This is a genomic window from Rhizocola hellebori (assembly GCF_016862955.1).
Taxonomy (GTDB): Bacteria; Actinomycetota; Actinomycetes; order Mycobacteriales; family Micromonosporaceae; genus Rhizocola; species Rhizocola hellebori.
Genome location: NZ_BONY01000044.1, coordinates 66,459 through 84,398 on the forward strand (window position 1 = coordinate 66,459; position 17,940 = coordinate 84,398).

Sequence of the window (17,940 nt, forward strand, 5' to 3'; positions counted from 1 at the left end):
TGACATACTCGGTCAACGTTTCGGCGCACAGCGAAATGTCGGGCGGTGAATTCTGATGTTGCATCAGGTTCGCGGTGAGAAGTATGCAGACCCTGAACTGTTCACCACACGGCTCGTCCTGCGGCCGAAGATCCGAATCGCTTGGGGCGTCTACTATCCCTTCCTCGCAATCAGCGGCCTGTTCAAGCTGGCGTGGCGAATCGTCTTCTACGGCCTTTACCGCTTCGGCTATGTCGGCATCCCCGTGTTGTTCCTCGTGAAACTCTTTGCCGACCACGGCTGGCGTATCGGCGTCGCCACTATCGTTCTGGTAGCGCTGCTGCTCGTGGCGTGCTGGTGGCGATGGCCCAATGCGTTCCGGCGATTCATTGGCTGGTTCTACCTGGCACAGTGGCGGCGCTGGTGGGTCTACTACCGCCATTGGCATCCCACCTGCGCCAGCCTCAAATTGGCCCTGACGTTCGGCGGAGACAAGTACTTCCCCACGATCGCAAAGGTTCGTCGCGACGCCTTCGGGGATCTCGTCACCGTGCGAATGGTCAATGGGCAGCTTCCGGAAGACTGGTCGGCCAAGGCGGTCAACCTCGCACAGACCTTCAACGCTGTCTCATGCCAGGTCCAGACGGCGCGGCACAACCGCATCGTGTTGCATTTCCGATCACGCGAACCTCTAACGGAAACTGTTGCGCCGTTTGCGATTCCGGCGGTATCAGATGTTGAGGCGCTTCCTGTGGCTGTCAGAGCGGACGGTCAGAAGGCAGTAATCTCGCTGCTGACGCATGTGCTCATCGCGGGCGCGTCAGGTGCGGGCAAAGGCTCGGTGCTGTGGGCAATCGTGTCCGCGATGGCGGCCGGAATCCGTGACGGCCTGGTGAAGGTCTACGCCTTCGACCCGAAGGGCGGCATGGAACTGGACGCGGGGCGCGATCTGTTTCACCGCTTCTGCTTCGGCACCCCGGAGGAGATGGCCAACGCGCTAGAAGAACTTGTCAAGGAGATGAAGCAGCGTCAGGCCAGTCATCGCGGACATGGCCGTGTCCATGAGGCGAGCCTGGTTGAGCCGACCATTGTCGTCCTCATCGACGAGTTCGGGGCGCTGACGTCATACGTCACAGACAAGAAGCTCAAGGAGCGCATCAATTCCGCGATGTCATTGATCCTGTCTCAAGGCCGAGCGATCGGCGTGCACGTGGTTGCGGCACTTCAGGACCCGCGCAAGGAGATCCTGCCCTTCCGCAACCTGTTCAGCACCCGGATCGCGCTTCGACTTGTGGAGAAGACCGAAGTCGCGCTGATCCTGGACGACGACGCACTTGACCGAGGGGCAGCCTGCCACCTCATCGCCAGATCGCTGCCGGGCAAGGGATACATGGTCCTAGACCGCGACCCGACGCTTGTGGAGGTCCGCTTTCCGTTTCACACCGACTCCGACATTGCCGCGCTGGCCTCGGCTTACGCCCCGGAGAGGCCAGCAACCGCATTCGTGGTGAACCGATGAAGCGGACCTTGGCCGAGAGGTCCGAAGACATGGCCCTGGTGCTAATCCTGCTGGTAGTCGGGTTGTTCTCGGGTGCGGCCTCGTTCACACACGTGCATGACTGGACCATGGCCCACACTCCGCCTGGGCGGGGTGAGTGGTTCGGGTGGGCGAATGCCGTCATCTCCGAACTGGTGCCGATTGCCGCACTTCTGGTTATGCGGCGGCGTCGCCGTGCTGGGCAAAGCATCGTCTACCCGGCTGTGCTGCTGGTCGCAGGGCTCGCTCTGTCCATCACTGCCCAGCTCGCGGTGGCCAAACCGGGTCTGTCTGGGTGGGTCGTCTCGGTAGTGCCAGCCTTGGCGTTCGCGGCGCTGGCGAAGCTCGTGCTCGGCAAGGCCTCTGCGCTACGGGAGCCTGTCGCGCCGCCGGTCTACCACCGGGAGCCGACCAACAAACCGACGACGGTAGGCGTGGCTTCTGCGAGCAACGGCCCGATCGGGCGGTTAAGCCGATGAGCCAGCTACTGCTGATCCCAGACGCCAAACCGGCCGAGGAGCCCAAGCCTCGGCCGGGCTCACGAGCAGACCGGATGCTCATGCCGGTGGCCAAGGATGCGCTGCGCAAGATGGCCGAGGAGGTCGGCGTATGCGTTCGTCCACTGGCGATGCGCCGCACCGATACCCACACAGGAGTGACCGAAGTCCTCGACATCCCTTGTGGGGCAAGGCTCGCTTCGAAGTGCAAGCCGTGTGCGGAACGCAACCGGCGTGCCCGTATCGAGCAGATCCGGGAAGGGTGGCACCTGGCCGACGAACCGATGCCGCCTGCGGAGCCGCCGTCGGATGACGTCCGGGCGCTGTTGTCCACGCGGGCACACCTGGAGTTTGACCGGCATGAGGCAATGACCTCGCCCATGCCGACGGTGAAGCGGGCGGCCGAAGTGGAGGCGATAGACGAAGCGATTACCGAGATAGACGATGAGCTGTCCAAGTGCCGGCTACGCGGCAAGGTCGTGGCTTGCCGTGACGGTAAGAAGCCAATAGCCCGGTCCACGAAGCGTCGCAACGACGCGGCACCGTTGCCACGGCTGCCGATTGCCAACAGGACCGTTGGCCGGGTATACGAGGCAAAGAACGGACGGCAGTACCGGCCGTCGACCCTGCTCACGATCACGCTGAGCGGCTACGGTGCTGTGCACACCGGCTCCCGCTACAGGCGTGGTGGGCTCAAGCCATGTGACTGCGGGGCGCTACATGGGCAGCGTGATCCGCTGCTGGGTACGCCGATCAACCCGGACGAATACGACTATCGAAGCGCTGCCTTGGATGCCATCCACCTCCCCAAGGTGCTCGACCGGTTCTGGCAGAACCTACGGCGTGCGGTCGGGTGGAAGGTCCAGTATGCAGGAGCGATCGAGCTACAGAAGCGGCTCGCGCCTCACGCTCACTTCGCGATCCGCGGGACCATGCCTGCTCGGATCATCAAGCAGGTGGCGGCGGCGACCTATCACCAGGTGTGGTGGCCGCCCTTCGACACGATGACTTACTCGGTCGACAGGCCGCCGGTATGGGATCCGGGAAGCAAGGCCTACCTAGACCCGAAGACGAAGCAGCCGCTGCAGACCTGGAAACAAGCGATCCTGGCGACGGCCGAGGACGACGTTAAACCGGCATGCGTGGTGCGCCTGGGCCGGGTCGACGCGAGAGGAATCAACCCTGGCACGAAGGACGCCGAACGATCCATCCGGTACGTCACCAAGTACCTGACAAAGGATCTGGCCGAACAAGCTCCGGCCGGAAGCGATGCACAGAAGGCACACGCAGAGCGGTTGCATGCGGAGCTGGCGGTCTTGCCCTGCTCGCCTTCCTGCGCCAACTGGCTGCTCTACGGCGTGCAGCCGGATAAAGCCAAGGCGGGCCTGGTGCCTGGACGGTGCACGGGCAAGGTCCACCAGCGGCACACGCTGGGTTTCACCGGGCGACGGGTGCTCATATCCCGCCAGTGGTCGGGCAAGACGCTCACCGACCATCGCGCGGACAGGCGGACTTGGGTCAAGACGGTCCTGGGCGGAGCCCTGGCCGATGACGAACAACCCGGTGACGCGATGCCGTCGCGCTACACCTTCGAGCTTGCTCGGCCCGATGACCCAGACATCCCAGCCGCAAGCGTGCGTCTGCTACGGAGCATCGGGCATCGACAGCGCTGGAAAGCCCAGCTTCGACAGCTCAGACAGGAGCGAGCTAATTCGGCAAACGAGATCAACGACGGGGAGATGAAATGCACAAGCTGAATTTCGACGAGATGCCCCTACTACTGGAAGTGCCCAAAGCAGCCAAGCTGCTTGGGATCTCACGTTCGGCTGCGTATCGGCTGGCCTCCTCGGGAGACATTCCTTCCAAAAGGCTTGGTGGGCGCATCTACGTGATTACCGCTCGCCTGGCCGAGCTGGTGGAGTCGCCATGAAAGGACACGTCTACAAGAGAGGTAAGACCTTCACCTACCAGTTCACTGGTCCTTCGGACCCGTTGACAGGTAAACGGAATCAGATATCCAAGGGCGGCTGGAAGACCGAGAAGGAGGCGTGGACCGAATGCCGCAAGGCAATGGAGCTGGCCGAAACGGGTCGGCATGTCCAGCCATCGCGGCGGACGGTGGGCGCCTACCTCCTTGATGATTGGCTACCAGCTATTCGCTCATCGACGGCGTCGAGCACCTGGGGCAACTGGAAGGTGCTCGCGCAGAGCTACGCGGTCCCGTACCTGGGAAAGATTGGTCTTCAGTCATTAACCGCACCACAGCTTCAGACTTTCTACGATCGGCTTCTCACGTCAGGCCGCATTAAGAAAGACACTGCGATGGTGGTGTATATGCTGTGGCACAAGGGAATCGAGGAAGGCAGCGAGCCCTCAGCGAGGGAGCTGGCGAAGGCCGCAGAAGTGAGGGTGCCGACAGTTCACGCGCACCTTCGCCGGTTTCGGGCCGGGCATGTGCCGGAAGGAAAGTCACCTGGCCTGGAGCCGAAGACAGTTCGCAATGTGCACACCATGATTCACGCGGCACTGGCCAACGCTGTTGGCTGGCGGTATGTCGTGGAGAACGTCGCCGAACACGTCAATCCGCCACGGGTTCGGCGGCGCAAGGCGACCGTGTGGACAGCAGCCCAGATGCGCACGTTCCTCGAATTCGTTCGAGGAGACCGCTTCTACGCCCTGTTCCTCCTCGGCGCTACTACCGGATTCCGGCGTGGCGAGCTTTGTGGGGCACGGTGGCCGGCCATCGACCTGGAGGCGGGCACGATGGCGGTTGAGCCTGACTCGCTCGTGGTCGTCAACGGCAAGGCCATGTCCAGCGACGGGAAGAGCGACAACGCGCCACGACTGCTGTCTTTGGACAGAGCCACAGTCGCGGCTCTGCGCGAATGGAAGGAGGTTCAGAATTCCGAGCGAGCATTCTTCGATACCGATTATGAAGGCACTGATCGCGTCTTCACGTGGGAGAACGGCCGGGACGTGCACCCTGACGTCATTCGGCAACGCTTCAACCGGCTCAGCGAACGGGCCGGTCTCCCCCACATCCGTCTCTATGACATACGCCACACCTACGCCACGACGGCCCTGAAGTCCGGTGTGCACCCGAAAATTGTCAGCTCGCGCCTGGGCCACGCCTCTGTCGGATTCACCATGACGGTCTACTCGCACGCGCTGCCCGGCATGGATCGCGAAGCGGCGGATGCGATCGCTTCGCTGTTCGTGGACGCTCCGGTGGAGCAGTTGGTTAGCAAATCGGTTAGCAAAGACGCGAAAACGCCCGACCAGAAAGATCTCTGATCGGGCGTTTTCCCTTGTAGCGGGGACAGGATTTGAACCTGCGACCTCTGGGTTATGAGCCCAGCGAGCTACCGAGCTGCTCCACCCCGCGTCGGCTTGTAAACCGTAACTCGCCGCGGGTGGAACTGCAAATCGAATCGCCTCAACCTGTCGGAGTTGGTGTGGCGGATGGGGCTGGTGTGGCGGCTGCGGCCTGTGCGGCCAGGAATTCGTCCATCGCGGCGTCGAGCGCGGCTAGCGCTTTGCCCTGGGCCTCGAAGTCGCCCTTCTGCTGGGCGGCGCGCAGGTCGTTGATGGCCTGCTCGACCTTTGCCGCCGCGGCGGCGAGCGCGCCGTTGGTTGGCGGCGGCGCCGCGTTGCCGGGTGGCTGCGGGTTGGTGTTGGGTGGGGGCGCGGCGGGGCCGGACAGGAGCTGCGCTATGCCCGCCTGGACGGTAGTCGCATATGCGACCTTGCCTCCGAAGTTCATGAGGACCCGCTGCAGCTGTGGATAGGTGCGTTCACCGCTGCTCTTGAGGTAGATGGGCTCGATGTAGAGCATGCCGCCGCCGTAGGGCAGGGAAAGGAGGTTGCCCTTGACGCCGTTGGCGCCCCAGATGTTGAGGTCGCTTCGGGCGGCGGCGTTGTTCTCCATTTCCTGTTGCGCCTGGCCGGGGCCGAAGATGGGGCTCTCCTTGCCGAATTCCAGGAGCTGCAGGGTCGGCTTGTTGTCCACATAGGAGCCCGAGATCAGGGCGGCAAGGTTCTGCCTGTCCTTGGGGGTGACGGCCGCGACGAGCTGGAAGCGAGTTTCATTCTGCTCTGGCAGCTGGGTGAGCAGATAGTAGGGCGGCTGCTTGGCTTTGACCGCCTTGGCGGGATCGTCGGGCAGGGCCCAGAAGTCGGCTTCGGTGAAGAACTGACCGGCCTCGGTGACGTGGAACTGGGTCAGCAGGTCGCGCTGAACCTTGAACAGATCGGCCGGGTACCGGAAATGAGCCTTCAAATCATCAGGGATCGCACTCTTGGGTTTGATGAGCTTGCCGCCGAAGGCCGCATTCCATGCCTTCAGAACCGGGTCTTTGTCGTCGAACTCGTAGAGCGTGACGGTGCCGTCGTAGGCGTCCACGGTGGCCTTGACCGAGTTGCGGATGTAGTTGATCTGCTGCTTGGCCAGGGCGAACGTGCCGAAGTCGGTGAGTGAGTCGCTGGTCACATCGGCGAGGTCGACGCGCTTGGAGTAGGGGAAGTTCGCCGACGTCGTGTAGCCGTCGATGATCCACACGATGCGGCCGTTGACCGCGGCCGGGTAGGGGTCGCCGTCAAGGGTGAGGAACGGGGCGACCTTCTGCACCCGCGTGCGCGGGTCGCGCTCGTAGAGGATCTTCGACTGGTCGTTGACGGCGTTGGCGAGCAGGAAGTTGGACTCGGCGTACTTGATGGAGTAGAGCAGCCGCCGCCAGGTGGAGTCGAGCTTGACGCCGCCGCTTCCGGAGTAGGTGTGGTGCTCGTCGGCGTCGGCGCCGACCGGGCGGTCGTACTCGATCGGGGTCTCCCCCGCCGGCTTGCCGACGATCGCGTATTCCTTCATCTGCTCGCCGTAGTAGACGCGTGGCTGCTCCACCTTGATGACCTCGGTGCTCTGAGCGCAGCCGCCCGCGGTGGTCTGCCCGGCGAAGAAGCCGGAGACGAACTTGGGCTGCCCCCCGCACACCTCGTTGGCCGGAGCGGCGACGAGGCCGTAGCCGTGGGTGTAGATGGTGTGCCGGTTGATCCAGTTGTTCTGGGTGCCGGTGAGGGCGTCGTAGGAAATCTCGCGCAAGCCCACCACGTAGTCGCGAACCTTGTTGTCCACCGTGTACCGGTCGATGTCGAGCTTGTCGCCGAAGTGGTAGAAGCTGCGCACCTGGGCCAGCTGCGTGAAGGCCTCGGAGACGACGGCCGGGTCGAGCACGCGGATGTTGGGCACCACCGTCTGATCTTCGGCGAGGCTCGGCGGCGGCGTGACAATCCCGGCGCGATAGTCGGTCTTCTTGGTGTCGTTGAGCCCGAACGCGGTGCGGGTGGAATCAATGGCGCGCTTGATGTATTGGGCTTCCTCGACGTTGCGGCTCGGGTCGACCCGGAAGGTCTGCACACCCCACGGATAGATTCCGCCGATGGCGACCGCGGAGACCGCGAGCAGGCCGAGCGCCGCACCCGGCCAGGTCAGGTTGCGCATCACCGCATTGGAGAAGACGAGGATGGCAACCGCGACGATGATGGAGATGTATATGAGCATCTCCTTGGCGGGCAACAAGGCGTTGATGTCGGTGTATCCCGCGCCGGTCAGTCTGGTACCCGTAATGGTGTCAAGGAGCAAAGCACGCCGGTCGAGCGCGTAGGCGATCGCCTTGAGGATGACGAAGAGGGCCACCAGCCCGGTCAGGTGAGCACGGGCCCCGGTGGTGATGCGATCGCCCGGCCCGGAGATGCGCACCCCGCCGTAGAGGTAGTGCACCGCGATCGCGCCGATCAGGGCGAGCACGATGATGGTGAAGCCGGTGCCGAGCAGGTATTCCCAGAACGGCAGCCGGAAGACGTAGAAGCTGAGGTCCACGCCGAACTCGGGATCGGTCTGGCCGAACGGCACCGAGTTGCGGAAGAGCATCCACTCTTTCCAGTGCCCCTGCGCGGCCAGGCCGGCAAAGAAGCCGATGATCCCGGCGGTGAGGATGAACCAGCGGATGAGCCGGGGCCCCAGCAGGTACCGGTAACGCTCAAGCGCTTCTTGGGTGTGCCCGGTGGGCGGCAGGAAGGGGCGCAGCTTGTAGGCGAGGAACAGGTTGCCGAAGATGAAGCCCGCGATCAGCAGGCCCGCCACCGCGAACAATCCGAGCCGGGTGCCAAGCTGGCCGGTGAAGACCTGGGTGGCGCCGACTTCGTCGTACCACAGCCACTCCGTCCAGGCCTCGACAATCCAGCCGAGGATGGCAAAACCCACGAGCAGTCCGGTCAGGACGATGAGCCAGGCCCGGCTGCGGCGGCTCATCCTGGGAAGCTGACTTGATCTGGTCACCACGGTGCTAGAGCCTACGTCCCCTAGCTGTATATCAACAGGACGGCAGCGGCCCGCCATTCGGCAACGCGGCCAGAGCGGCCAGGGCCTCATCCAGCGTGGAGACCTTGACCAGGCGCAACCCGTCGGGGACGTTCGACTTGGCCTCCTCGCAGTTGGTCGCCGGGGTCAGGAAGATCGTCGCGCCGGCATCCTTTGCCCCGTATAGCTTCTGCGTCACGCCACCGATCGGGCCGACATTGCCCTCGTCGTCGATCGTGCCGGTGCCGGCGACCACGAAGCCGTTGGTCAGGTCCTCTGACTTGATCTTGTCGATGATGCCGAGGGCGAACATCATGCCCGCGCTCGGTCCACCGATCTTGTCGAGCTTGATGTTCAGCTCGAACGGATGCGGCTGAATGGTCTTCACGCCGATCCCGACCCGGGGCGTGCCGTCGGTGCCCGCTTTGGTGGTTATCGAAGCGGTGCCTTCGTCCGCCCCGCGCGTGTATCCGATCTTCAGCGTGGAGCCGACCGGCTTGGCCTGGATCAGCTCCAACAGCTTCTGGGTCGAGGTGACCGGGGTGCCGTCGACGGTGTTGATGATGTCGTTGCTCTGAAGCTGCCCGGCGGCTGCCCCATCGGGCGTGACCTCGGTGACCGTGACCTTCACCGGATAGCCGAGCTCGGTCAGCGCCGCGGTCTCGGCACTGGACTGCGAATTCTCGAACTCCTGCTTGTTTTCCTGCTCGACCTGTTGCTCGGTCTTGTCTTCGGGATAGATGAGCTTGCGCGGAATCACGGCTTCGGAGCCCGAGATCCAGCCCCGGATGGTGTCGACCAGCGTCATGCTCGACTGCACCGAGACGGTGACCATCCTGAGCTGCCCCTTGCCGGTGGAGGTCGGGATGCCGGTGATCTGGATCACCTGTTGGCAATCCGGTTCAGCTTTGGGCGAAGGGGTCGCGCCGGAGGGCTTGGGCGCGGGGGCCGCCGGGTTGCTGCACGCGTCGCCATGCCGGTCGACGGCACCGAGCGTGTCCACCGTCGGCCCCGGACTCAGTGCCACGTAAGGCACGTCAGCCCGCCCGATGAGGAAACCCAGCAGGACGGTGAGTGCCGCGCCCAGCAACACCGTGACTCCCCGACGTCTCATGCTCAGCAGACTAGCGCCCCACCCTGACGTCACCCTGATCTCGGTACAGGCATGAGTCAGGTCGGCTCAAGTTGGCGTACGGTGGAGAACGTGCCTGACACCCCGTTCGGCTTTGCCCTTCCGGGCGGCCAGCCTCCAGATCCCAACGACCCGCAGCAGATGCAGCAGTTTCTAGCCGGGTTGCAGCAGCTCATGGCCGCCAGCCAGACCGGGTCGGGCCCGGTCAACTGGGACCTGGCCCGCCAGATCGCGACGAGCACTCTCAACACCGAGGGCGATCCGGCCGTGACCGCGCCCGATCGCGAGCTGGTCGTCGAGGCGCTCCGCCTGGCCGATCTGTGGCTCGATCCGACCACCTCACTGCCCAGTGGCATCGTCACCACCGCCGCCTGGAACAGGAACGAGTGGATCTTCCACACCATGGACGTGTGGCGCAAACTTGCCGACCCGGTGGCCGAGCGCATGGTCGCCGCGATGGGCGATCTCATCCCGCCGGAGGCGCGCGCCCAGCTCGGGCCGATGTCCTCCATGATCACGGCGCTGGGTGGCGCCCTGTTCGGCGGCCAATTCGGTCAGGCCCTGGCAAAGCTTGCCACCGAGGTGCTTTCGGCCGGCGACATCGGCCTGCCCCTTGGCCCCGGCGGCACCGCCGCTTTGATTCCCGCCAACATTCGTGGGTACGGGGAAGGCCTCGAAATCGACCAGTCGGAGCTGCGCCTGTTCGTGGCTCTCCGGGAAGCGGCACACCAGCGCCTCTTCGGCCACGTGCCGTGGCTTCGCGGCCACATCCTCAACGCCGTCGAGACCTACGCCCGGGGCATCCGGGTCGACCGGGAGGCGATCGAAGAGGCGATGCGCCAGATCGACCCGCGCGACCCCAGCTCGATGCAGGGCGTGGCGCTGGAGGGCATCTTCGCCCAGGAGGACACCGAGCAACAGCGGGCCGCGTTGCGCCGGCTGGAGACCGCGCTGGCCCTCGTCGAAGGCTGGGTCTGTCACATCGTCGAGACAGCGGCCGAAGGCCGGTTGCCCAACGCGGTAAAGCTCGCTGAGGCGTTCCGCAGGCGCCGCGCGGCCGGCGGCCCGGCCGAGTCCACCTTCGCCGCGCTTGTGGGGCTGGAGCTGCGTCCACGGCGGCTGCGTGAGGCTGCCGCGCTGTGGACGGCGCTGACCGAGCACCGCGGCGTTGCCGGGCGCGACGCGCTCTGGGGCCACCCGGATCTGCTGCCCTCCGATGACGACTTCGCCGATCCGGTGGCCTACGCCCAGTCCCAGCTCGATCTGGGCATGCTGGAAGGCTTCGACGACCTCGGCAAGGCGCCCGAGGAGGGTGGCGACCCTCCACCCCAGAGCTGACCCCTCGCCAGTCGCAAAAAGTCCGCGCCGCCCGGCTATGCCAGGCGGCGCGGAAATCGTTGGGGGATCAGCCGGCCAGCTGAGCCGCCGCGATTCCTTCCAGGTAGCCACGGGCGCGTTCAGTGCGCGGGTAGCGGCCCACCAGGTGCCAGAAGCGTGCGTTGTGGCCCGGCACGATGAGGTGCACGAGCTCGTGGAGGATGACGTAGTCGGTCACCCAGGACGGCATGTCGCGGACCTTCTCGGAGATCCGGATCGTGCGATCGGCGGGCGTGCAGGAACCCCAGCGCCCATTTTGGTTAGCTACCCATCGAATGCTCGACGGCTGGACGATCGGGCCGAATTCGGCCAGATATTTTGCCGCTAGCAGCTTGCCGCGAGCCGACAGGTCGGCATCGCTACGCTGACTGCGCAAATCACGAGCCGCAAGCCGGGCCAGCATCTTGTCGACCCACTCCGTCTCCTCCGCCCGCGAGAACTGATTGGGAATCAGAACGACCACGCGCTCCCCCTCGCGGTAGGCGGACACCGTTCGGCGGCGGCGCTCGCTGCGCCGCACCTCAACCACTGGTTTACGTCGGGCTCCTCCCACGCAAAGGACGCTAACCGGCCGGTGGCAGGGGTCCGCAAGAGCAAGTTTCTGATCATCATTAGATTTAGACTGATAAGTGGCATTTGCCGAAAAGATTCCTACGGTGAGGGTGAATCAGAGAATCACTCGTATCCGTTATGCACGAAACCTACGGCGTGTCCCGGCTTACCTGACTTGTATGCGTTGTCCGGACAGGCAGACTTCCACCGTCCACGGCGACATCGGTCCTAAGCACCGCCACTAAGCATGAGGAGGAATCGTGGCCAAGACGGAGAAGTACAACGGCTACTGCGTGAAGTGCAAAGAGAAGCGCGACTTTGAAGGAACAGTGACCATCTCCAAGACCAACATGCGCATGGCCAAGGGTCCGTGCCCGGTCTGCGGCACCACCGTGAACCGCATCCTGGGCAAGGCCGAAGCCAAAGCCTGACGCGAGGCGTGGGTGGACGATCCGTCGTTCACCCACCCGCCTTATCCCCAGCCAGTACCCGGCCCTGTGGATAACCTGTGGACAACAGCATGATCACCGGGGATTGCCTGTGGATAACTCTTAGGGCCGGCTTAAGATGGCCCATCCTCGAGAGCTGTGACCCGCTTGTCGCCGCTTCGTCCCACTCTTCTGCCCGGCCTGCGACCTTTGTGGCGCGATCCGCACACGGTGCAGCTGGGCACCGACCCGGCGCAAGCGGTGGTTCTTGAGCTGCCGCATCCGGCCGCCGCGCGCCTTCTCGACCTGCTAGACGGTTCCCACACCGACCGCGCCATCTGCGCCGAGATGGCCAGGATCGGAATGCCTGAAACCGATGTCCAGATCGTGCTCAACGCGCTGGTCGAAGCCGGGCTCGTGGTGGCAGCCCACAGCCTGCTGCCGTCGGCCCTGCCCGCCGAGCACCGCCACCGGGTGGCCGCCGAGGCCGCCGCGCTCGCCTTGCGTTTCCGCGACAGATCCGCCAGCCCCGCCGCGATCCTGCGCCGCCGCTACCGCTCCCGGGTCATCATCGCGGGCGCCGGCCCGTTTCCGCCCTTGCTGATCTCCGCGCTTCTCCACGCCGGCGTCGGCACGGTCGGCCAGGTCACCGAGCCCGGCGCCGCCGCCATCTCAGTCGACCCCACGCCCTTCACCACCCCCGCGGGACAACACAGCCCAGCGCAACGCGGCGCGGGGCAGGACAGCGCGACGCAAGGCGGCGCGGGGAAGAGCTCGGGGCAAGGTGGGCGGGCGGGGACGGTGCGGGGGGATGACGCGTTCGTGGTGCAGATCGGGCCGATGGGCCGGGTGGCGGTGCGGGGGTCGCGCCGGCGGCGGCCTCTGCTGGCGATCGGGGTGCGTGATGGGGTCGCGATCGTCGGGCCTCTGGTGCCCGTCGCGGGCGGGCCCTGCCTGCGCTGCCTCGACCTGCACCGCACCGATCGCGACCCGGCCTGGCCGCGGCTGGCCGCGCAACTGGCCGAACAGGACACCGACCCGGTTCCGTGTGCCGCGGCGACGATCCTCAGCGCGGCGGGGCTCGCCGCGGCCGAGATTTTGACCTACTTGGACGGCGGCGAGCCGAGCACTATCGGCTCCACGATCGAGATCAACGGCGGTGGCCCGTGGCGGCGCAGAAGCTGGGCGCCGCACGCCTCCTGCGACTGCACGAGTCGTAAGTGAAGAGCCGTAGGTGAAGACATGCGCAGGTTCTCCACCACACAGGCACAAAGAGTCCGTCACAATGGCCAGGTGACAGACATCCCGCGCCGTGCCGTGGCACGCACCGCGAAACTAGCGTCTTTGCCGCTGAGCTTCGCCGGCCGCACAATGCTCGGCTTCGGCAAGCGGGTGACCGGCCTAGCCTCCGACGTCATCTCCGCCGAGATCCAGGAGCGCACGGCCGAACAGCTTTTCAGCGTGCTCGGCCAGCTCAAGGGCGGCGCGATGAAGCTCGGTCAGGCGCTCAGCGTGTTCGAGGCCGCACTTCCTGACGCGCTTGCCGAGCCCTATCGGGAGGCGCTGACCAAACTGCAGGAGGCCGCGCCGCCGCTGCCCGCATCGACCGTCCACAAAGTACTTGCCGCGCAACTCGGGCCGGAGTGGCGAGATCTGTTCGTCCATTTCGACGACAGCCCAGCCGCGGCGGCCAGCATCGGCCAGGTACACAAAGCTGAGTGGAAGGCGGGGCGCAAGCGCACGGGTGTTCCGGTGGCGGTGAAGGTGCAATATCCCGGGGCGGGCGCGGCGCTCATCTCCGATCTGGGGCAGCTTTCGCGCCTGGCCGGGTTGTTCAAGGTGATCCAGCCCGGGCTCGACGTGAAGCCGTTGGTGGCCGAGCTGCGGGAGCGGGTGGTGGAGGAGCTCGACTATGAGCTGGAAGCCAAGAGCCAGACCGGTTTCGCGAACGCTTACGCAGACGATCCCGACTTTCTCGTGCCGAAGGTGCTGGCCTCCTCCAAACAGGTGCTGGTGACCGAGTGGGTGGAAGGGATTCCGCTCTCGACCGTCATCGGTTCCGGGACGGTCGCCGAGCGCGACCGCGCGGGCGAGCTGATGGCGACACTTCACTTTTCCGCCCCCAAACGCGCCGGGATGCTCCACGCCGACCCGCATCCGGGCAACTACCGGCTGCTGCCCGATGGCCGGCTCGCCGTCATCGACTTCGGGGCGGTGGCCCGGTTTCCCGATGGGCTGCCCGAGCCGGTGGGCCGGCTCACCCGGCTCGCGTTGCAGGGTAAGGCAAACGAGGTCCTTGTCGGGCTGCGCAAGGAGGGCTTCGTCAAGCACGATCTCCAGATCGATGCCGAGGAGGTGCTCGACTATCTCCTGCCGATATTGGAGCCGATTCAGATGGAGCAGTTCCGCTTCACCCGTGCCTGGTTGCGTGCGGAAGCGGGACGCATCGCCAGCCCGCGCAGTCCCGCCTACCAATTCGGGCGTCAGCTTAACCTTCCCCCCTCGTACCTGATGATCCAGCGCGTGACCCTCGGCTCGATCGGGGTGCTCTGCCAGCTGGAGGCCAAAGCGGGTTATCGGGGCATCCTCGAAAGATGGCTGCCCGGATTCAAGGGCTAACGCGAAAAGGCCGGGAGTGGGGAGCCTCCCGGCCTTTTCTGGGTACTGGTCTAGTGAGCGGACTTTTGGTTGGTTACCAGCCGTTGCGTTCCCGGGCCGCCTGCTTGCGGGCACGGATGCTGATCTGGCGTGCGGATCGGGAAGCCTCAGAGGGGATGTTCTGAGGCTCGCGCATTCGCGCTCGACTCAGGATTTCGTGGATCGTATACATGTCGGTGATTCCATTCTCGTTGATGTTCATCTCGGACTGTCCTTAGTGGGTGTTGCCAACCGGTTAGGGCTGGACGTGGAAGTGCGGAACTAGCTATGCAGCAAGCTGAACGGTGTCCCGAGCCACGACCGCGGCCGCGACACGAGCCTCGGTCTCGGCGACCAAGCTGGCCTCCCGAGCCAGGTCGTCCTTACGCGGCCGACCCCGAGGACGCTTGCGGGCTACGACCGCACCACGCTCGAAGATCTCACCGCCCCAGACGCCCCAAGGCTCTTCACGCTCGAGAGCACCGGCCAGGCACTCGACCCGCAGCGGGCAATCGCCGCAGAGTGACTTTGCGAGCTCCAGCTCAGCTGGAGCGTCCGCGAACCACAGGTCCGGGTCGAACTTTCGGCAGGGCAGCTCCGCACCCAGCTCGACGCTCACGTCGAGTGGGGCCAACGCCAGACTCATCTCCCGGTCACCTCTCCTTCTGTTCTCGATCTTTTGGATCGTCTTATCCCCGAAACCTGCCAGTGGGGGCTGACAGGCAATAAGTAAGGCCGCGGATCCCGGTTTGCGGGTTCCGCGGCCTCGAAGGTGAGCCGGAGGTCTAGTTCTAGACCGGCCTACCTCGAGGCGGAACGCCGCGGAATCCACCGAGTTTCACGCTCGGCTTGGTCTCCGTGACCCGGTAGCTGCCCGCAGCAGGGACCATGATCGGCATGATCTGGACCTGGTGAGCCTGCGGGAGCCAAGCCGCCAGCAAGCTGGCGACGGCCGGAGATTGCGCGTGGAAGCGCGGATCCGGCGAGACGCTGCAAACGCCAGCGGCGGCGAATGCCGACACCGGCGCGTTCTCGGTAAAGATCTGCCTCATCTGACTCGCCTCCTCTCGGCGCTTGGCGGGTGAGGGCACCTGAAGTGCTCTCCTTGACGTGTGTCCGAAGGCTATTCCGCCACCCAGGGGTAGCGCAAACGAATTAACCCTCTGTTGCCAAATCTTTTTTTGTGGGCGCTGCACGGAGCAGTTCCAGCACTTCTTCACCATACATCGCCACCTTGCGCGAGCCGATCCCCGCGATGGCTAGAAGTCCCGCAGTGTCAGAAGGCTGACGCTCGGCCAATGCGGTCAGGGTGGCGTCGGTGAAGACGACATAGGCCGGGACGCTGGCCGCAGCCGCTGCGGTGGCACGCCACTGTTGCAGCCGCTCGAACAGCGCTTCATCCATAGTGGACGGACACCCGGCACAGCGGCCCAGCTTGCGGTCTATCCCGGCGAGCAGGGTGGCCCCGCAGACCCGGCAGCTCACGATGACCGTGCGGCGTCGCTCGCCCTTCTGCACCGGGACGCGCTTGGTGCGGTCGGCCGGGCTTTCCCCACCGAACTGCGGCAGGAAACGGCAAGCGCGGCGCGCCCGCCCGCCCGGCGATCGAGCCTCGCCATAGCTGAGCCATAGCCATTGTCGAGCGCGGGTGACGCCCACGTAGAGCAGCCGCCGCTCCTCCTCCACCGCCTCGAACGAACGGGCGTAGGAGGTGGGCAGGCTGCCTTCGGCGAGCCCGACCAGGAAAACCGCTTCCCATTCCAGGCCCTTGGCTGAGTGCAGGCTCGCCAGGGTCACCCCGGCCACGGTCGGCACATGCTGTGAATCGGCCCGCCGGTCGAGGTCGGCCACGAAGCCTTCCAGCCCCGCCAGCTCGTCGGGACCGGGACGGAAATCGGCGGCCAGCCGCACCAACGCCGCGAGCGCCTCCCAGCGCTCACGCGCAGCCCCACCACCGGGCGGGCGCTCGGGCTGCCAGCCGATGCCGGCCAGCACCTCGCCCACTATGGAAATCAGCTCGGCTGACGAGTCGGCCCGGGTCGCCGCCCGCAGCGCCGCCCGTGCCTGGCGGATCTCCACCCTTTCGAAGAACCGCTCCCCTCCCCTTACCAGATAAGGAATGCCCACATCGGCAAGCGCCCCCTCATAGGTTTCCGACTGGGCGTTGGCCCGGAACAGCACCGCGATCTCGGAGGCGGCCACCCCGGCCGCGATCAGCTCACCGCACCGGCGGGCGACCGCGCTGGCCTCGGCGACCTCGTCGGCGAAGATGCGCATCTCCGGGGCGGGCCCGGCCGGGCGCTGCCCGACCAGATCGAGGCGCAGCCGGGACTCGGCGCCGCGCGCCTGCCCGATCACGGCGTTGGCCAGGCCGACCACCTGAGGCGTGGAGCGGTAGTCGCGCACCAGTCGCACCACGGTCGCGCCCCGATGGCGGCGCGGAAAGTCCACGAGATAGGACGACGAGGCGCCGGTGAAGGAGTAGATGGTCTGCGCCGCGTCGCCCACGACGGTGAGGTCTTGACGCCCGCCCAGCCATGCGTCGAGAAGGCGCTGCTGCAACGGGTTGACGTCTTGGTATTCATCGACGACGAAGTGACGGTATTGGGCCCGGATCTGTTCGGCGACATCGGAATGTTCCTCTATGCCCCAGCACATCGCGCGCAGCAGGTCTTCGAAGTCGATGACGCCCGAGGTGCGCTTGATCTTCTCGTAAGCGGTGAAGACCGCCTCCACCTGAGCCGCCTCCACCGGGGGCTCCCGGTTGGCCTTGGCCGCGGCCACCACATATTCGCCCGGCTCCACCAGAGACGACTTGGCCCACTCGATCTCGCTGGCCAGATCTCGGGCCACCAGCCGATCGGTGCGCAGGCCGGCCCGGGTCGCGGCTTGGACCACCAGGCGCGTCTTGCTTTCCAAGAGGGCGGGAACCTCACGGCCCTTCAGCAGCCGCGGACCGAAGAAGCGAAGCTGGCGCAGCGCGGCGGCGTGGAACGTGCGGGCCTGGACCCCGTGGGCTGACAGCTCGGCGAGCCGCTCGCGCAGCTGAGCCGCGGCCCGAGCGGTAAATGTGACCGCGAGCACATGGCGCGCTTGGATTTGGCCGCTGATGACGCGATGCGCGATGCGGCGGGTGATCGCCCGCGTCTTTCCCGTGCCGGCACCGGCGAGAATGCAGACCGGACCGGGCGGCGCGACGACAGCCGCCTTCTGCTCCTCGTCGAGCCCTCGAAGCACTGAGCTACCCGTCACAATCGGCAATCATTGCAGGGCCCCCCGACGTTACGAAGATTGCAGCGCCCCCTATGACGTTGCGAAGATTGCACCGCCCCCGATGACCCATCGAAAAATTGCAGCGCCGCGCCGGTGTCTGGACTGAGCGATCATGAAACACGCTCTTCGTTTCATGATCACGAGGGAAGGCACCGGCTTCAAGGCGGCGCTGCCGC

At 65.5% G+C, this 17,940-nt stretch carries 16 protein-coding genes and 1 tRNA gene; 9 read left to right on the plus strand and 8 right to left on the minus strand.

What is annotated here, in order from left to right; translation table 11 throughout:
- The first annotated feature begins 55 nt into the window (after nt 1-55).
- The 5 genes from Rhe02_RS30480 to Rhe02_RS30500 are packed head-to-tail and all read left to right on the plus strand — an operon-like array spanning nt 56 to nt 5,307.
- Complete coding sequence (locus Rhe02_RS30480; RefSeq protein WP_203911856.1) at nt 56-1,498, plus strand: FtsK/SpoIIIE domain-containing protein; 1,443 nt, start codon at nt 56-58, stop codon at nt 1,496-1,498.
- Nucleotides 1,495-1,995, plus strand: a complete 501-nt coding sequence (locus tag Rhe02_RS30485) for a DUF2637 domain-containing protein (protein WP_239124148.1) — start codon at nt 1,495-1,497, stop codon at nt 1,993-1,995. Before Rhe02_RS30480 ends, Rhe02_RS30485 begins: the two co-directional genes overlap by 4 nt.
- Nucleotides 1,992-3,770: a replication initiator gene (locus Rhe02_RS30490; RefSeq protein WP_203911857.1), complete on the plus strand. Its 1,779-nt coding sequence runs from the start codon at nt 1,992-1,994 to the stop codon at nt 3,768-3,770. Before Rhe02_RS30485 ends, Rhe02_RS30490 begins: the two co-directional genes overlap by 4 nt.
- Nucleotides 3,758-3,943, plus strand: a complete 186-nt coding sequence (locus Rhe02_RS30495; protein WP_203911858.1) for a helix-turn-helix domain-containing protein — start codon at nt 3,758-3,760, stop codon at nt 3,941-3,943. The genes Rhe02_RS30490 and Rhe02_RS30495 overlap by 13 nt, the downstream gene beginning before the upstream one ends.
- The gene (locus Rhe02_RS30500; RefSeq protein WP_203911859.1) at nt 3,940-5,307 is read left to right on the plus strand and encodes a tyrosine-type recombinase/integrase; all 1,368 of its coding nucleotides are present in this window, start codon (nt 3,940-3,942) and stop codon (nt 5,305-5,307) included. The genes Rhe02_RS30495 and Rhe02_RS30500 overlap by 4 nt, the downstream gene beginning before the upstream one ends.
- Before the next feature lie 17 nt (nt 5,308-5,324).
- On the opposite strand, the gene Rhe02_RS30505 is transcribed toward Rhe02_RS30500, so the two are convergent.
- The 3 genes from Rhe02_RS30505 to Rhe02_RS30515 all read right to left on the minus strand — a co-directional run bounded on the left by Rhe02_RS30505 (nt 5,325) and on the right by Rhe02_RS30515 (nt 9,479).
- Nucleotides 5,325-5,398: transfer RNA gene (locus Rhe02_RS30505), tRNA-Met, on the minus strand.
- Between the two features lie 51 nt (nt 5,399-5,449).
- Entirely contained in the window at nt 5,450-8,317 is a 2,868-nt protein-coding gene (locus Rhe02_RS30510; protein WP_203911860.1) for a UPF0182 family membrane protein, read from the minus strand.
- Between the two features lie 61 nt (nt 8,318-8,378).
- Complete coding sequence (locus Rhe02_RS30515) at nt 8,379-9,479, minus strand: YlbL family protein (RefSeq protein ID WP_203911861.1); 1,101 nt, start codon at nt 9,477-9,479, stop codon at nt 8,379-8,381.
- 159 nt (nt 9,480-9,638) lie between these two features.
- Here Rhe02_RS30515 and Rhe02_RS30520 point away from each other — a divergent pair, with 159 nt between their 5' ends.
- The gene (locus tag Rhe02_RS30520; protein ID WP_505973682.1) at nt 9,639-10,835 is read left to right on the plus strand and encodes a zinc-dependent metalloprotease; all 1,197 of its coding nucleotides are present in this window, start codon (nt 9,639-9,641) and stop codon (nt 10,833-10,835) included.
- A gap of 67 nt (nt 10,836-10,902) precedes the next feature.
- Here Rhe02_RS30520 and Rhe02_RS30525 read toward each other — a convergent pair whose 3' ends face one another.
- On the minus strand, nt 10,903-11,427 hold the full coding sequence (locus tag Rhe02_RS30525; RefSeq protein ID WP_203911863.1) for a M48 metallopeptidase family protein: 525 nt from the start codon (nt 11,425-11,427) through the stop codon (nt 10,903-10,905).
- Between the two features lie 259 nt (nt 11,428-11,686).
- On the opposite strand from Rhe02_RS30525, the gene Rhe02_RS30530 reads away from it, so the two are divergent.
- The 3 genes from Rhe02_RS30530 (at nt 11,687) to Rhe02_RS30540 (ending at nt 14,473) form a co-directional block, all read left to right on the plus strand.
- Nucleotides 11,687-11,857, plus strand: a complete 171-nt coding sequence (locus tag Rhe02_RS30530) for a DUF5679 domain-containing protein (protein ID WP_203911864.1) — start codon at nt 11,687-11,689, stop codon at nt 11,855-11,857.
- Nucleotides 11,858-12,013: 156 nt separating this feature from the next.
- Nucleotides 12,014-13,078: a hypothetical protein gene (locus tag Rhe02_RS30535; protein WP_203911865.1), complete on the plus strand. Its 1,065-nt coding sequence runs from the start codon at nt 12,014-12,016 to the stop codon at nt 13,076-13,078.
- 69 nt (nt 13,079-13,147) lie between these two features.
- Nucleotides 13,148-14,473, plus strand: a complete 1,326-nt coding sequence (locus Rhe02_RS30540; RefSeq protein ID WP_203911866.1) for an ABC1 kinase family protein — start codon at nt 13,148-13,150, stop codon at nt 14,471-14,473.
- A 73-nt stretch (nt 14,474-14,546) separates the two neighbouring features.
- Here the strand turns inward: Rhe02_RS30540 and Rhe02_RS30545 are convergent, their stop codons facing one another.
- The 4 genes from Rhe02_RS30545 to Rhe02_RS30560 all read right to left on the minus strand — a co-directional run bounded on the left by Rhe02_RS30545 (nt 14,547) and on the right by Rhe02_RS30560 (nt 17,752).
- Nucleotides 14,547-14,714 (minus strand): hypothetical protein, encoded by a 168-nt coding sequence (locus Rhe02_RS30545; RefSeq protein ID WP_203911867.1) that lies wholly within the window; start codon nt 14,712-14,714, stop codon nt 14,547-14,549.
- Between the two features lie 63 nt (nt 14,715-14,777).
- Entirely contained in the window at nt 14,778-15,137 is a 360-nt protein-coding gene (locus Rhe02_RS30550; protein ID WP_203911868.1) for a WhiB family transcriptional regulator, read from the minus strand.
- 145 nt (nt 15,138-15,282) lie between these two features.
- Nucleotides 15,283-15,543: a hypothetical protein gene (locus tag Rhe02_RS30555; protein ID WP_203911869.1), complete on the minus strand. Its 261-nt coding sequence runs from the start codon at nt 15,541-15,543 to the stop codon at nt 15,283-15,285.
- A 103-nt stretch (nt 15,544-15,646) separates the two neighbouring features.
- The gene (locus tag Rhe02_RS30560) at nt 15,647-17,752 is read right to left on the minus strand and encodes an ATP-dependent DNA helicase UvrD2 (RefSeq protein ID WP_373320731.1); all 2,106 of its coding nucleotides are present in this window, start codon (nt 17,750-17,752) and stop codon (nt 15,647-15,649) included.
- Nucleotides 17,753-17,940 lie beyond the last annotated feature (188 nt).

Excerpts from the sequence above, each read along its gene's own strand:
- Rhe02_RS30495 (WP_203911858.1), top strand. The coding sequence starts at position 3,758 with ATGCACAAGCTGAATTTCGACGAGATGCCCCTACTACTGGAAGTGCCC.
- Rhe02_RS30480 (WP_203911856.1), top strand. The coding sequence starts at position 56 with ATGTTGCATCAGGTTCGCGGTGAGAAGTATGCAGACCCTGAACTGTTC.
- Rhe02_RS30485 (WP_239124148.1), top strand. The coding sequence starts at position 1,495 with ATGAAGCGGACCTTGGCCGAGAGGTCCGAAGACATGGCCCTGGTGCTA.
- Rhe02_RS30500 (WP_203911859.1), top strand. The coding sequence starts at position 3,940 with ATGAAAGGACACGTCTACAAGAGAGGTAAGACCTTCACCTACCAGTTC.
- Rhe02_RS30515 (WP_203911861.1), bottom strand. The coding sequence starts at position 9,479 with ATGAGACGTCGGGGAGTCACGGTGTTGCTGGGCGCGGCACTCACCGTC.
- Rhe02_RS30555 (WP_203911869.1), bottom strand. The coding sequence starts at position 15,543 with ATGAGGCAGATCTTTACCGAGAACGCGCCGGTGTCGGCATTCGCCGCC.
- Rhe02_RS30550 (WP_203911868.1), bottom strand. The coding sequence starts at position 15,137 with ATGAGTCTGGCGTTGGCCCCACTCGACGTGAGCGTCGAGCTGGGTGCG.
- Rhe02_RS30520 (WP_505973682.1), top strand. The coding sequence starts at position 9,639 with ATGCAGCAGTTTCTAGCCGGGTTGCAGCAGCTCATGGCCGCCAGCCAG.
- Rhe02_RS30545 (WP_203911867.1), bottom strand. The coding sequence starts at position 14,714 with ATGAACATCAACGAGAATGGAATCACCGACATGTATACGATCCACGAA.
- Rhe02_RS30490 (WP_203911857.1), top strand. The coding sequence starts at position 1,992 with ATGAGCCAGCTACTGCTGATCCCAGACGCCAAACCGGCCGAGGAGCCC.
- Rhe02_RS30510 (WP_203911860.1), bottom strand. The coding sequence starts at position 8,317 with ATGAGCCGCCGCAGCCGGGCCTGGCTCATCGTCCTGACCGGACTGCTC.